This is a genomic window from Acinetobacter colistiniresistens, from assembly GCF_024582815.1.
Lineage (GTDB): Bacteria > Pseudomonadota > Gammaproteobacteria > Pseudomonadales > Moraxellaceae > Acinetobacter.
Window position 1 is genome coordinate 3,179,651 of sequence record NZ_CP102099.1, and the last position, 14,302, is coordinate 3,193,952.

The 14,302-nt window shown below is 39.2% G+C and carries 14 protein-coding genes and 1 pseudogene; 7 read left to right on the forward strand and 8 right to left on the reverse strand.

Annotated elements, in window-relative coordinates:
* Positions 1–428 precede the first annotated feature (428 nt).
* Positions 429–2,156: a glutamine--tRNA ligase/YqeY domain fusion protein gene (locus NQU59_RS15245; protein WP_257063994.1), complete on the reverse strand. Its 1,728-nt coding sequence runs from the start codon at positions 2,154–2,156 to the stop codon at positions 429–431.
* Positions 2,157–2,323: 167 nt separating this feature from the next.
* Here NQU59_RS15245 and NQU59_RS15250 point away from each other — a divergent pair, with 167 nt between their 5' ends.
* The 5 genes from NQU59_RS15250 (at position 2,324) to nfsB (ending at position 6,509) form a co-directional block, all read left to right on the forward strand.
* A complete protein-coding gene (locus NQU59_RS15250; protein ID WP_004654349.1) occupies positions 2,324–2,833 on the forward strand; it encodes a peptidylprolyl isomerase in 510 nt (169 codons plus the stop codon).
* An 88-nt stretch (positions 2,834–2,921) separates the two neighbouring features.
* On the forward strand, positions 2,922–3,638 hold the full coding sequence (locus tag NQU59_RS15255; RefSeq protein WP_005242295.1) for a UDP-2,3-diacylglucosamine diphosphatase: 717 nt from the start codon (positions 2,922–2,924) through the stop codon (positions 3,636–3,638).
* A 130-nt stretch (positions 3,639–3,768) separates the two neighbouring features.
* Positions 3,769–5,229 (forward strand): S1 family peptidase, encoded by a 1,461-nt coding sequence (locus NQU59_RS15260; protein WP_257063995.1) that lies wholly within the window; start codon positions 3,769–3,771, stop codon positions 5,227–5,229.
* Positions 5,230–5,299: 70 nt separating this feature from the next.
* Positions 5,300–5,635, forward strand: a complete 336-nt coding sequence (locus tag NQU59_RS15265; protein WP_005274333.1) for a hypothetical protein — start codon at positions 5,300–5,302, stop codon at positions 5,633–5,635.
* Positions 5,636–5,855: 220 nt separating this feature from the next.
* Entirely contained in the window at positions 5,856–6,509 is a 654-nt protein-coding gene (nfsB, locus tag NQU59_RS15270; RefSeq protein WP_257063997.1) for an oxygen-insensitive NAD(P)H nitroreductase, read from the forward strand.
* 62 nt (positions 6,510–6,571) lie between these two features.
* On the opposite strand, the gene NQU59_RS15275 is transcribed toward nfsB, so the two are convergent.
* The 7 genes and pseudogenes from NQU59_RS15275 to tsaE all read right to left on the reverse strand — a co-directional run bounded on the left by NQU59_RS15275 (position 6,572) and on the right by tsaE (position 12,823).
* Positions 6,572–7,198, reverse strand: coding sequence for an NAD(P)H-dependent oxidoreductase (locus NQU59_RS15275; RefSeq protein WP_257063998.1), 627 nt, complete (start codon positions 7,196–7,198; stop codon positions 6,572–6,574).
* Positions 7,199–7,276: 78 nt separating this feature from the next.
* Positions 7,277–7,864: a TetR/AcrR family transcriptional regulator gene (locus tag NQU59_RS15280; RefSeq protein ID WP_257063999.1), complete on the reverse strand. Its 588-nt coding sequence runs from the start codon at positions 7,862–7,864 to the stop codon at positions 7,277–7,279.
* Between the two features lie 33 nt (positions 7,865–7,897).
* Positions 7,898–8,755, reverse strand: a complete 858-nt coding sequence (locus NQU59_RS15285; protein ID WP_257064000.1) for an EamA family transporter — start codon at positions 8,753–8,755, stop codon at positions 7,898–7,900.
* A gap of 80 nt (positions 8,756–8,835) precedes the next feature.
* Positions 8,836–9,348, reverse strand: coding sequence for an RNA chaperone Hfq (gene hfq, locus NQU59_RS15290; protein WP_005242305.1), 513 nt, complete (start codon positions 9,346–9,348; stop codon positions 8,836–8,838).
* An 89-nt stretch (positions 9,349–9,437) separates the two neighbouring features.
* A pseudogene (miaA, locus tag NQU59_RS15295) lies at positions 9,438–10,380 on the reverse strand (tRNA (adenosine(37)-N6)-dimethylallyltransferase MiaA).
* 6 nt (positions 10,381–10,386) lie between these two features.
* Positions 10,387–12,357, reverse strand: a complete 1,971-nt coding sequence (mutL, locus tag NQU59_RS15300) for a DNA mismatch repair endonuclease MutL (protein WP_043970412.1) — start codon at positions 12,355–12,357, stop codon at positions 10,387–10,389.
* Positions 12,347–12,823: a tRNA (adenosine(37)-N6)-threonylcarbamoyltransferase complex ATPase subunit type 1 TsaE gene (gene tsaE / locus NQU59_RS15305; RefSeq protein WP_257066319.1), complete on the reverse strand. Its 477-nt coding sequence runs from the start codon at positions 12,821–12,823 to the stop codon at positions 12,347–12,349. The genes mutL and tsaE overlap by 11 nt, the downstream gene beginning before the upstream one ends.
* Before the next feature lie 115 nt (positions 12,824–12,938).
* On the opposite strand from tsaE, the gene NQU59_RS15310 reads away from it, so the two are divergent.
* Positions 12,939–13,895, forward strand: a complete 957-nt coding sequence (locus tag NQU59_RS15310) for a pseudouridine synthase (protein ID WP_257064001.1) — start codon at positions 12,939–12,941, stop codon at positions 13,893–13,895.
* A 61-nt stretch (positions 13,896–13,956) separates the two neighbouring features.
* On the forward strand, positions 13,957–14,265 hold the full coding sequence (locus NQU59_RS15315) for a type II toxin-antitoxin system RelB/DinJ family antitoxin (protein ID WP_005242315.1): 309 nt from the start codon (positions 13,957–13,959) through the stop codon (positions 14,263–14,265).
* Positions 14,266–14,302: the final 37 nt, after the last annotated feature.

Consider the following 14,302-nt stretch of genomic DNA (forward strand, 5'->3'; position numbering starts at 1 on the left):
TGCATGCCAAACCCGTAATTCATTCTACCGACTCAATAAATTGAGACGGTAGAAAAACCTGAAGAAACAAACCTTTAAAAAATAATAATTATTCTTAAAAGAAATAAATATTAAATTTTGATGACTAAAATATTGAAAAAAAGTGTAGTTAGTTACAATATTTAATGAAATGTATATTAATTAATACAGTACTTAGTTATATTTTTTGAGTCGGGAAAATGGATATTTTAAAGTTTATTAAAAGTTTTCATACAGTTAACACTTATCTCATGGCTGCTATTTTTTTATTAATTGCGATGATAATTTACTTTTATCATATTAATCCAACTGCATAGAACTTTACTTTAGGTTTTACGTAACTCAATCATTACAGTTCTACGCAGATCTAAATTGAAAGGGCCTAATAAAGTATTAGGCCCTTTTTTTAATTACTTTTTATCTGCTTTAAAACTATCCTTTAAATCAAGGATACGGTTAAACACGGGTTTGTCAGCTTGATGATCATATTGATCCGCAACAAAATAACCTTCACGTTCAAACTGGAAACGATCCTCAGGTTTCGCTTGTGCTAAAGCAGGTTCAATCACCGCTTGTACTACTTTTAAGGATTCAGGATTTAGATGTGCCAAGAAATCATCATCCGCATCTGGTGCCGCTTCGGTAAATAAACGATCATAAATACGAACTTCTGCAGGTACACCTTGACTAGCTGATACCCAATGAATCACGCCTTTTACCTTACGGCCTTCGGGATTTTTACCCAAAGTTTCAGGGTCGATTGAACATTTAAGCTCGATCACTTCACCATTGGCATCTTTAATCACTTCATCACATTTGATCACATAAGCATGGCGTAAACGCACTTCACCCTCAGGAATCAAGCGCTTGAAACCTTTTGGTGGTACTTCTTCAAAATCTTTACGATCAATATAAAGTTCACGTGTCAAAGGAATGATACGTTCGCCCATATCCACGTTCGGATGACGCGCATGCGTGAGATCCATTTCTTCTGGCAAGTTCGTTAGCGTTACTTTAAGTGGATTAAGTACCGCCATCCCGCGTGCTGCGGTATTTTCCAAAGATTGACGAATACAGAACTCAAGCATTGCCACATCGACAATACCATCTGTTTTAGAAACACCAACACGCTTACAGAAATCACGTAGGCCTTCCGCAGTAAAACCACGACGGCGCATACCAACAACAGTTGGCATACGTGGATCATCCCAGCCTTGTACATAATTGCCTTCAACCAATTTACGCAATTTACGTTTAGAAGTAATCGTATAATCAACATTTAAACGCGAAGACTCGTACTGACGCGGAACGGCTTGCGAGTGAACTTTCTCGACAATCCAGTCATAGAATGGACGATGATCCTGGAATTCCAGTGTACATAAAGAATGCGTAATGCCTTCAATCGCATCTGACAATGGATGCGCATAGTCATACATTGGGTACATTTTCCACTTATCACCAGTTTGGTGATGCTCTGAATGCAGGACGCGATAAAGAATCGGATCACGCATATGTACATTCGGGCTGGCCATATCAATTTTGGCACGAAGTACAGCGCCACCCTCTTGAATTTCACCATTACGCATTTGTTCAAAACGCGCAAGATTTTCTGCAACAGTCGCATCACGATAAGGTGAGTTTTTACCCGGCTCAACGAAATTACCACGGTTCAACTTAATTTCTTCTGGTGTTTGCAAATCAACATAAGCATCACCTTGTTCAATCAATTGGACAGCCCATGCATAAAGTTGATCGAAATAACCTGATGCATAACGTGGCTCACCATTCCAGTTAAAACCTAACCATTTCACATCATTGGCAATACCATCAACGTACTCTTGTTCTTCGGCATCCGGATTTGTGTCGTCGAATCGTAAATTACATAAACCTTCGAATTCTTCAGCAATACCAAAGTTGAGACAAATCGCTTTCACGTGACCAATATGTAGATAACCATTTGGCTCAGGTGGGAAACGTGTCACCACTTTTTGGGTACGGCCTTCTTTTAAGTCATCTGTAATCACTTGACGTACAAAGTCTAAGCCTGCCTGTTGTTCTTGCTGCGCAGCATCGACAGAGGCATGAGTATTCGGTGTCGGGGTCTTCGGCAGTTCAGAAACAACATCATTTGGCTTCATAGGGTGTAAATCACTTCTTACAGTTAAAAATGGGAAATAAAAACGCAATCTTTGCTTTTTATGAAAGATTTTAACGTTTTTTACTTGCCTTGTAGTTTACAGTTTGCTTATGCTTCTCTCAACCAAAAACCCATGGTCAATTTGCCCATGTTTAGGAGATTAATGTAATGAGTTTTCCTCAAGTCGAATTAAATACCAATAAAGGTCGTATTGTTCTTGAGCTTAACGCTGAAAAAGCACCAAAAACGGTTGCAAATTTCTTAGAATATGTACGTGACGGTTTCTATGACGGCGTAATTTTTCACCGCGTGATTGATGGTTTTATGATCCAAGGCGGTGGCATGGATGAAAACTTCAAAGAGAAAGCAACTCGTGACTCTATCGAAAACGAAGCTGACAACGGCTTAAGCAACGATGAAGGCACGATTGCAATGGCGCGTACTCAAGCTCCTCACTCAGCATCTGCACAATTCTTTATCAACGTTAAAAATAACTCTTTCTTAAACCACACTGGTAAAACAGCGCAAGGTTGGGGTTATGCCGTGTTTGGTAAAGTTGTTGAAGGTATGGACATTGTAGAAGCAATCAAAGGCGTTCGTACAGGTAACCGTGGTTATCATGCAGATGTTCCTTTAGAAAACGTTGTAATTGAGTCTGCTAAAATTATCTCTGAATAAAAATCTCCCCTAACCCCTCTTTAAAAAAGAGGGGAACTCCTCCCTTTATAAAGGGAGGTTGGGAGGGATTATAAAATAGGATAAAAGTGTGACCTACCTGTTTATTTCAGATTTACACTTGTCACCCGATCACCCTCGACTCATTCGAGGGTTTTTGGCTTTATTAAATGAATATCACAATAAAAATACCCAGCTCTATATCTTAGGAGACTGGTTTAATGCATGGATTGGCGATGATTATACTGCACCGTGGTTAGATGAAATTGTCAATGCCTTACAAGCGTTTACCGATGCAGGCAACCAAGTTTACTTTCAGGTCGGTAACCGGGATTTTGCTTTGGGTCAAAAATTCCTATCTCGATTTAACGGCATTCTATTGCCAGACGTTTATAGCCTACAGATTCAGCAGCATACCTTCCGACTGGAGCATGGTGATGCGCTCTGTACCGATGATGTTGCTTATCAACGTTTTCGCAAAGTGATCCGTAACCCATTAATATTAGGGTTATTAAAACGCACCCCATTGAGCTTTAGACAAAAACTGGCCAATGGTTTCCGGAAAAAAAGTAGCGAAACCAAACAGCTGAAAAGCTATGACATCATGGATGTCAATGCTCAAGCAGTCGAATCCGTGATTGAACATGTTGATTATTTAATTCACGGTCATACCCATCGTCCAGAGATTCATCATGTCCTGAATAAACAGCGTATTGTTTTGGGAGACTGGCGAGCAGATTCAGCTTGGATTTTAGAGCTCAACGAGCAAGAAAATTATCAATTAGAGTTTAAACAGTGGAATTATTAACACTCAAGACATATAAGTAAAATCAATAAATTAATATAAATTTCTTTAAATAAAATTTACTCCCAATATCATATAGCTGTAATTTTTAGTTTCATTTTATTTTAGAAAAACTTAACAATGTTCATCTATATTGAATTTACACAACACAATTCAGGATGAATTTTCGATCCTAAAAAGAGTGTCTTTTCTCACTTTGTTAATTATTTCGACCAACTCTGCTTTCGCAGATGACTCAAATCTCATAAATGAGGCAGAAGCTTTAGCAATTGATGCAAAATTCTATGCAGCTTCATATGATGTACCTTATGATGAGGCCATACGAAGATTATTGATTATGCATGGGACATCTTCTGATATTTCCAATATTAGAAACAATGTAAAAGGTGATCTACAAGGAATGTATTTTGACAACAGTAAAAATGACTTTGCTTTAAAAGTGAATGTCGCGAATTATGCTAAAAATTTACCAACGTCATTAACGGTTAAACCTAAGACTTCACAAGCAGTCCAAAGCATTATCTCAAGTAAAGGAAATTCTAATTTAAGAAAACAATTTAATATTAGCGATGCAGACATCAGAACAGTGGCTACACAATATTCACAACCATTGTCCGCTCCTATTAATTTTAGTCAACAAAATTATAAAACAAAAGAACAACGTTTAAAGAATATTGAATCTAAACGAGAGCAGCTAAAAAAATCACTCCCAGAACTACAGTTAGTCTATGACGATGAGAAAACAGGAAATGCGAAAGTGTATGTTAAATCGGATAAAGGCAATGCAAAACAAATAGCAGAAGTCCTTTTGGCTGTTCCTGTTGAAATTAGTGTTGTTCCTTTTGGGGGAAGAGTGGCTACTCGAGGAGGATCACCCCTACTAGCAACTGCACCAGATTCTGTAAAAGGCCAAATTGCTTGTTTTAGTGGATTTATTGGCAAAAGAAACAATGTATTAGGAATTATAACTGCAGGACACTGTGCATCGGTAGGCCAATTTTCTGAATATCAATATTCAGATCGGGATGGAACAAAATATATCATCCCACTTCTACCCGCATCTCAACCCATTTCAAGTGGCTGGAGAGATGATAGTGTTGCTGACCTTGGATTCCTTCCAGCGGGAACATCTTCAACTCAAGCGGCTAAAGCCGAATTTTATGCAGATTCAAGCGTCAACTTTAGAAAATTAACAGCAACAAAAACTCGTGCAGGAACTCCATATGATAATGGTACAGTAAATGGAGCATATATTTGTCATCTTGGTAAAACAGGTCAATATGTTACAACTCTGACACAGAGTTGCGGTGAAGTTGAAAGCATAAGTGGAGGAAATGCAGAAAACAATGGTAATACCTTTGTTATTGTTAAAAATACCAACGGGAATGCAGGACATGACCATACAACTGGGCAAGGTTCTTTACGTTGTTATCCTGGAGACAGCGGTGGCCCTTGGTTTGCATTAACTACTGGATATGGAATTATGCATGCCTGTTTTTGGAAAGGCCAAGATTCAACGAGTCCAGTAGATATCTCAATCTATACCAGTCTCGATTATTTAAATTCGATAGGTGCCAGCATTGTTACTCAATAAACACCATAACCTTTTTATTATGCTCCTAACTTTCGCCATGTTAAGTGGATGTCATTCAAAAGAGGACATTATGAACATATCTCAGCTTAAACCTGAAATTGAGCTAGTGACTTATAAAAAAATGGGTACGGGCTCAAGACTGGGTATCGCAGGAGGAACCATTAAAGTCATTAACAACTGTGTTTACCTCTCAACAGCGAACAATAATCTTCCACTTATTTTCCCAAATGAATTCCGATGGGAAAATGGAATAATTACCGATGGAAATATTCAACTAAAGCCTGAGCAAGAGGTGAGAATGAATGGTGATATGCTGGAATTAAACAATAAAATAATTGCCTCTTACCATATATCAAATAATCATTGCCTAAATGGAGTGAGTCGAGCTTTGTTTTATATTCAATAATACATTCACATTCCTATTGATAGATACCTCCATACAAAAGCCTGATCGCTGAGACTTGTGATCAGGCTCTACTTTATTTTCTTACAACTCATCAGAACGTTAACCAATCTGATAAAACCCACATACGACTTAAATCGATATCAAAATCACATTTAGCTACTTTCAGCGACAGTGAGATCAAGTAGAATAAATTAAATTTTTTAAATCGAGTGAATGACGGATGGATACTTTAGCTACAGCAAAAACACGTTATGCCACAAAAGCTTATGATGCAGAAAAAAAGATCCCCCAAGCCCAGTTTGAGAAACTGTTAGAAGTATTACGTTTTAGCCCTTCCTCAGTCAATATTCAACCGTGGCACTTCTTGGTTGCAGAATCTGACGAGGCAAAGCAGCGTATCGCATCGGCATTGACAGGCAATTATGTGTATAACGCAGCCAAAGTTCTCAACTCTTCACATACGCTTGTATTTTGTACCCGTACAGATATTTCAGCTGAATACCTAGAGCAACTCTTACAACAAGATGATCTCAGTGGTCGCTTTAAAGATGAAGCAGCCAAACAAGGCCAACGAGATACCCGTCATGGCTATGTTGAATTCTATCGCAATGAACTCAAAAATCTTCCCGCATGGATGGAAAACCAGACCTATCTTGCACTCGGACAATTATTGTTTGCAGCAGGCTTAGAAGGCATTGATGCGACTCCAATGGAAGGATTTGACCGAACACTGATTGATCAAGAATTCGGATTAACTGAAAAAGGGCTAAAAGCCTCTGTAGTTGTTGCTTTAGGTTATCGCAGTGAAACAGACTTCAATGCCAAATTGCCTAAATCACGACTCCCAGATGAAGTGGTTTTTACTCGTCTATAACAGCATTGCTTGAATCAACGCCCTAATAATGACCAATTACACCTTATTATTAGGGCTTAACATTACGCATTCGTATTGATTTGAGATTGACTTAAAACAGTCTGGTCTAATTCTTCAAAGAAGGCCTTCAGATCATCGGCCTGAATAAAATCTGCTTTAAACAGCATTGATGTCTGAACATCATCAATCCCACAATAGGCAAAAATACCTTCTACGATTTGTTTATGAATCGCTTGTGTATAACCATGCCGATCGTATCCAGATTGCGTTCCTGTTGCCGTCCCTATCAATTTGACTGGAATATTTTTTAGAATCCCCAATAGATTCCCCTGTTCATCGTATTTATAGGCCCAGTCCTGACTAAATACACGTTCAATCCAGCCCTTTAAGAAAGCAGGAACTGACCACCAATACACAGGAAAAATAAAATAGACAATATCTGCACGATCAAAGCGCGCTTGTTCAAATTGAACATCGGCATCCAAAGCTTGACGACCACGATAAGCTTCAATATCAGAAAGCGTCATCACAGCTTGAAAGCCTTCCTTATATAAATCAGCAATTTCTACTGAAATTCCCTTTTCTGTTAAATCACGGAAAATATGCTGTGCAATCTGATGAGAAAGTGATCGTGTATCTGGATGTGTTATGACAATCAAAGCATGCTGGAGTTTATTTGAATTAGACATAGATCAATTCCGAATAAATGATTCACACAAGTTACCAATAGTAACTTATACTGTCAACTCAGTTCTTGATGCCTGTATTTAGGTCGCTGAATAATCTTGTAAAATAACTAAAAGTGAATTTTCCATCACCTGTTGTGCAGTCAGTGCATCAATTTGATTTTTACTTGCTGCTGTCGATACCGTTTCAATCAGACCCATGATCGCGATCACGATCGCCTCACCCTCTTTTCCATCCAATTGAATAAATGGACGCATGCTTTGTTTAAAAATTTCTGTGAATTTTTGCTGACATTGCTGAAAATAGTTTTGCAAGATATCACTACCAGACAAAGCAGCAATCACCAATCCAACCTCTGGACCCGTTGAAATAAAACAACTTAAATAGGCTTCGCAAAAAATATGAATAGTTTGCTGTAAGGTTTTTGCTTCGGCAGCTAAAGACCGATTAAGCTCAGCAGTCTGTTTATGATCAAACTCTTGATAAATCGAAATCAATAAACCTTCACGGTCGATAAAGTGTCGATATGTAATTGGCTTAGTAATACCAGCTTGCTCTGCTAAATATCCCAGAGTTAGGGCTTCTACACCCTGAGTGCGAATAATTGAACGGGCCACCTGCAACAACTGTTGTCTACGCTCTTCTTTACTCAGTCTCTTACTAGTCATAATTTTACTTCCATCAAATTTAACCAAGTCGCTTTACATCATTGCTTTGGCTAAACACAGGACAGCAACCACACCACAGATCAATCCAATCCATGTATAGGCTTTTAAGCGTTCTTTAAATACTACTACGCCACTAAGCACGCCAAGTACCACGACAAGAATATTCATACCAGCAAAAACAATCGCTGGGGTTTCTTTAAACATCATATGGGCCTTGACATATAAAGCGATATTGGCGAAATTTAGCACACCCAAAAACAAACCCATAAAAATGTTTTTAGGCTGCCAGTTCGGCTGAGTAATTGCGATATACGCAATCGAAAAAACGAAAGCCACAATAAATGTTAAATTCAGTGTGACTGCGAACTGCAAACCTAAGCTACTGCTATATTTGAGTAGTACATCAACTGCAGCATAACCGGCCCAGACACTCAACAAAAACAAGGCTGATTTTAAATTTATGCCTTTACTTGCTTGCTCTGTGGCCTGTCCAATAATGATCGCTAAAATCGCAATAATCCCGAGTGCTACACCTATTAATTTTAACTGGCTAAACTGTTCGCCAAAAATAAAATAGGCCGCTAATAACGACAGTATCACGGCTAAGCGTTGCGCAATTTCAGTTTTGAGGATGCCTGCAAATTGCAAAGATTTGGCTAAACATAAAAATATACTGGGCAATAACACCGCAAGAATAAGGATCAACCACCATGGGGTATTATTTAAAGATATATGCGTGATATCAGGTTTAAACCAATAAAAACATAAAAGACTGGCGCTCAAATAATTCCACGCGATCATTTGAAAAACATCAAATCCTTTCGCTTTCAAATATTTCAGCAAGATCGAGACAAGTACACTACAACATGCCGCAGCAACAATCATTTCCATAATATTTATTCTAGCTTTTTAAAGACAAAAAAATGCCAGTCTACGCAGAGACTGGCATTTGATTAAAGATCATTGATCAATTAACGATTATTTTCGTCTTCTTGACCATCTTCAAATTTAGTTTCGCCGTCGAAGCCACCTTGATGACCAAAGCCACCTTGACCACCGAAGCCACCTTGACCACCGAAGCCACCACCTTGACCGCCGAAGCCACCTTGACCGCCGAAGCCACCTTGACCACCGAAACCACCTTGACCACCGAAGCCGCCACCTTGACCACCAAAGCCACCTTGACCACCGAAGCCACCAGTAGAACCTTGACCGCCAAAGCCGCCTGCTGCACCTTGAGCTGGGAAGCCACCTGCAGCACCTTGAGCACCAGCTGGGCGTGGATTACGCGCAGGAACAACTGTAGAAATTGCGTGTTTATAAACCATTTGACTTACAGTGTTTTTTAATAAAACAACATATTGGTCAAATGACTCAATATGACCCTGCAATTTGATACCGTTTACAAGGAAAATAGAAACTGGAATACGTTCTTTACGGAGAGAATTTAAGAACGGATCTTGTAAAGTTTGACCTTTAGACATTTTTAACTCCAAAAAATTTTTAAATCAGCGCAAAAAACTATCTTTATTTTTCAACTAAAAATTATAAAAGACAGCCTGCGAATTTTGCTTTATCCAAAGAAGTTTCGCAAGTCTTCTTTCGCCTGCTTTATCGTCACGTAAGTTTTAAAATCGTGTAATTCTTGCAAAGAACGTAACCATGTGTATTGACGTTTGGCTAATTGCCTCGTCGCAAAAGGGCTTTATTCTCCATTTCTAGTTTATTTTCGAGACTTAAATCACTTTTTAATAAAAAATCCAATGCTTGACGATAACCAACAGACCGCATAGACGGTAAATTATCATTTAAATCGTATTTTTAATTAATTCCTCTACTTCATTTAAAAAACCAATACTCCACATTTTGCTCAATCTTTGCTCAATGCGTTGATGTAATTCTAAACGATCAGGCATCAAAGCGTAGTTATGAAATGTGTAACGATATGGTTGATTTTTAGGCTGCTCAGCTTGTAGTTTTGTTATCGGCTGACCGGTAATTCGATAAACTTCAAGTGCACGAATAATGCGTTGTTTGTCCGACACTTTAAATTTTAGCCCTGCCACAGGATCAACTGCAGCCAACTCATCATAAACCGCTTGCCACCCCTCAAGATCAGCTTTAGCAATAATCTCATCCCGTATACCTTGATCAGCATTGGGTAAATTACTCGCTAAACCTTCAAGCAAGGCTTTAAAATACAGCATAGTTCCCCCCACTAAAATCGGGGTTTTGCCGCGTGCATGCATATCATCAATCAGTGGGCATACGTCTTCCACAAATTGTGCTGCTGAATACACCTCTAAAGGCGTAATAATATCAATCAAATGATGCGGATATTGTTGCTGCTCTGCTTTGGTTGGCTTTGCCGTACCAATATCCATATCTTTATACACCAAAGCGGAATCAACCGAAATCAGTTCAAAATTACCGCGCTCATACAGCTCACATGCCAATGCTGTTTTACCACTTGCGGTAGGCCCCATTAAATTGATGACGGGCAATTGATTTGACATGTAAAACTACTCTCCTCGAGCAAATAATTTATCTAATTGATGAAGTGGAAATGCTCGCCAAGTTGGACGCCCATGATTACATTGGCTGGCAAATTCTGTCTGTTCCATTTGACGCAATAAAGCATTCATTTCAGAAAGGCTTAACTGGCGATGGGCGCGCACAGCACCATGACAGGCCATACCTGCAAGCAATTCATCACGTTTTTGTAATAAACCTCGTGCCTCATCATTTGGATCAAGATCATTTAATAATTCAGGAACTAAGTTTCCAAAATCAGCTTTATGCAAAATCGCAGGTACACCACGCACAATCACCTGCTCATCGCCATACTGGTCAATCTCCAAACCCAAACGCTGCAATTGTGGTTGTAAATCTTCTACACGGGTGGCCTGCATACGGGTAATGGAAACCACTTTTGGAATCAGCAACTGCTGTGAGATCCAAAATTCCGGTTTATCCCATGCCGACTTCATTTGTTGCAACAAAATACGTTCATGTGCGGCATGCATATCCACAATGATCAAGCCTTCGGTATTTTGCGCCAAAATATAGATACCATGCAGTTGTGCAATCGCAATCCCCAACGGGAACTCATCCACACGAGAAGGCATCGTTTGATCATCTATAGCTTCTCCTTTATCAAAGGGAGCTGAGGGGATTTGCTCTTCACGCAAAGGCGCCAGATAGGTTTTGAGTGCATTATTCAACTGCGCAGAGCCATTATAACGCGGCTCTTGTGGTGCTGAATTATACTGCACCGCTTGTGGACGACTTTGATTAAACTCAGTCAATAAATCTGTCGACACAGCAACCTGTTCATTTAATTCTGGTTCTGCTTCGACTGCCGCACGATGTAAACTGAATTGTTCTTGGTATTTGGGTTGAGGCTGATAATTAAAATTTTCTGTTGTGGCCTCATCTGTTTTCATGGCTTGTGCCAGATCTGCAGTTGCTGTCTGAAATTGCGATAGAGTAGCTTTGGCATAATGGCGTACAAACTCATGCACTTCACGCTGGTTCAAAAACCGAATTTCATGCTTGGTCGGATGCACATTGACATCAATATTTTCAGGATCAACTTCTAAAAACAATAAATAAGAGGAATGCTGGTGCCCATGCAAGATTCCCTCATAGGCCATACGTAACGCATGCGAAATGGTTTTGTCTTTGACAATACGACCATTCACATAGACATACTGCAAGTCTGCCTGCGCACGGGCATCAGAAGGATGCCCCAACCAGCCAGATAAACGCATATTGATACTTTCAGCATCAATCCAGTAGGCATTTTGGATGAATGCTTGACCCAACAATTGTTGTACGCGCTGATAGCGTAGTTCGCCACTGTCCGCCACTGGCAGATTTAAACGGATATTGTCATTATGCTCCAATACAAAACGAATATCGAAATGTGTTAAAGCCAAACGACGTACAATTTCTTCAATATGATTAAATTCTGTCGTCGGTTTTTTTAAGAATTTACGGCGTGCGGGTACATTAAAAAATAGATCTTGGACACGAATATGTGTGCCTTTTTGTGCAGCCACCGCTTGAATCTGCTGATGATCAAATGCGGTACCATTCACTTCCACCTGGTAGCCCACGCCCTGCTCGTCTTGACTACTCGTGAGAGTCAAGCGTGATACCGCTGCAATCGAAGCCAAAGCCTCTCCACGGAATCCCAAACTTACAATCGCATGTAAATCATCTGCTGTTTGAATTTTACTGGTGGCATGGCGCATCACGGCCAAAGATAAATCATCCGGATGAATACCATTACCGTTATCAATGATTTCTATCAAGGTCGAACCGCCTTGTGCCACACGAATAATCAGTTCGGTTGCACCCGCATCAATTGAGTTTTCTAATAACTCTTTAACGACTGATGATGGACGTTCAATTACTTCACCCGCAGCGATCTGGTTGGCTAAAGCAGCATCAAGGGTATGAATACGACGGGTTGAATCATGCGCCATTCAATTGTTCCTGCAAACTTTGAGATAAAGATTCAGAATTGGTAGTTAAAGTCACGAATCGAGTCAGTTCATCTTCCGATTTTTGCATATCAATCACAATATCGGGTTTTGGAATTTCATCACCACCTTTCGATGGCCATTCAAATAAAAATAGCGCATCTGCTACATCTAAGTAATCACGGATTCCCATCAATTCTAATTCATAAGGATCATTCAAACGATACAGGTCAAAATGAAAAATTTCTTTGCCATGGATGGTATAAGGTTCAACCAAGGTATAAGTTGGACTTTTTACCGAACCTTGATGTCCTAAGTTTTGTAGAAAATAACGGGTAAATGTGGTTTTCCCAGCTCCTAGATCACCAATTAAATAAATAATGCCTGAGTGCACCTGTTCAGAGAGGATCTGCGCAAAACGCTGAGTGTCTTGTTCATGATTTAGAGTAAATTTCACTGAATACGACATGGCAAATAAAACAAAATTGGAATGGCAGCTATGATAACATTGCCCTGCTTTAAAGCCTAATAAAGTCCTTTTAGACTGACTTTTTTTACACCGTTTACCGAGTCGATATCGCTGTATGTCATCAATCATTGAATTTACGCCACCGCTACTCAATGGCGTCAGTGCCAGTAAAGTCTTTTTACCCAATGATGTTGCTGCACATACCGTTTTTGATTATCTCTGCCAGCAGTTTCCACATATTCAGATCAATGAATGGCAACAGCGTTTTGCCGATGGGCTGATTTATGCGGCAGATGGACTCAAACTCCAGTTAGATAGTCTTTACACACCCAATACTCATATTTTTTATTATCGTTTTCTGGCCCATGAAATTCATGTACCGTTTCAGCATAAAATTTTATTTGAAAATGATGAACTACTTGTAGTCGATAAACCGCATTTTTTGACCATGAGTCCAACAGGACAATATGTACAAGAAACCCTGTTAGTCCGACTTAAAAAACAGACGGGCTATGCAGATCTTACCCCCATTCATCGACTGGATCGTGAAACAGCAGGTGTGGTTCTATTCTGTAAAAAAGCGACTGCCAGAGGCATTTATCAGCAGCTTTTTGCCGAAAGAAAAGTGCAAAAAACCTACCATGCGATTGCAGCTTATCGCCCTGAACTGCATTTTCCGCAAATTTTGCAGCTGCATTTAGAAAAAGGCCAGCCTTTTTACACCATGCAAATTAATCAAGAAAAAGCAAATAATACAGAAACCTTGATCGAACTATTGGAACATAATCAAGACTACGCCAAATATCAACTAATGCCTAAAACGGGCAAACAACATCAATTACGTGTTCATTTAAATTATCTTGATATTCCAATACTTAATGATTCATTTTATCCAAATATTGAACATAAAGCAGAAGATGATTTTAGCCATCCTTTACAATTACTGGCCAAAGAAATTCAATTCCTTGACCCGATTTTGAAACAGGAAATGCATTTTAGTTCTCACTTTGAACTTGCATTGCCACCACAACGTAATGACAAAAAATCTATTTTTTCGCTTCAAAAATATTGAAATTACATTGCAATGGTTTAAAATACATGACGATAACTAAAAATATGTGGTTACATTCTTCATGCGAAAAACAGAAGTTTATCAGGTTCGCCTCGATTCACAGGAAAAGAAGCAAGCCTTTGCTGTATTTAAACAGTTGGGGATCTCCCCTGCTCAGGCTGTTCGCCTTTTCTTCAAACAAGTGGTATTGACCAAGTCGATCCCTTTTACGATCGAAAACCAAAACATCAACATGGAACAGTTACTCAAACTGCGTAAATCCAAGGCCGTGGCTAATGCTGAAAATCCATCGGCGACCGAGATTGAAGATGATCATGAAGATTTGTTTGAAGAATTGAATGCATTGCTCGGTGAAAGTGACAAAACTTAACAATGTTGCATTTACAAACAAGTTTTTATTTTTCAGC

Bases quoted from the DNA above. Each gene is read 5' to 3' on its own strand.
- NQU59_RS15245 (WP_257063994.1), bottom strand. From the start codon at position 2,156: ATGAAGCCAAATGATGTTGTTTCTGAACTGCCGAAGACCCCGACACCG.
- NQU59_RS15250 (WP_004654349.1), top strand. From the start codon at position 2,324: ATGAGTTTTCCTCAAGTCGAATTAAATACCAATAAAGGTCGTATTGTT.
- NQU59_RS15265 (WP_005274333.1), top strand. From the start codon at position 5,300: ATGAACATATCTCAGCTTAAACCTGAAATTGAGCTAGTGACTTATAAA.
- nfsB (WP_257063997.1), top strand. From the start codon at position 5,856: ATGGATACTTTAGCTACAGCAAAAACACGTTATGCCACAAAAGCTTAT.
- NQU59_RS15275 (WP_257063998.1), bottom strand. From the start codon at position 7,198: ATGTCTAATTCAAATAAACTCCAGCATGCTTTGATTGTCATAACACAT.
- NQU59_RS15280 (WP_257063999.1), bottom strand. From the start codon at position 7,864: ATGACTAGTAAGAGACTGAGTAAAGAAGAGCGTAGACAACAGTTGTTG.
- NQU59_RS15285 (WP_257064000.1), bottom strand. From the start codon at position 8,755: ATGGAAATGATTGTTGCTGCGGCATGTTGTAGTGTACTTGTCTCGATC.
- hfq (WP_005242305.1), bottom strand. From the start codon at position 9,348: ATGTCTAAAGGTCAAACTTTACAAGATCCGTTCTTAAATTCTCTCCGT.
- mutL (WP_043970412.1), bottom strand. From the start codon at position 12,357: ATGGCGCATGATTCAACCCGTCGTATTCATACCCTTGATGCTGCTTTA.
- tsaE (WP_257066319.1), bottom strand. From the start codon at position 12,823: ATGTCGTATTCAGTGAAATTTACTCTAAATCATGAACAAGACACTCAG.
- NQU59_RS15310 (WP_257064001.1), top strand. From the start codon at position 12,939: ATGTCATCAATCATTGAATTTACGCCACCGCTACTCAATGGCGTCAGT.
- NQU59_RS15315 (WP_005242315.1), top strand. From the start codon at position 13,957: ATGCGAAAAACAGAAGTTTATCAGGTTCGCCTCGATTCACAGGAAAAG.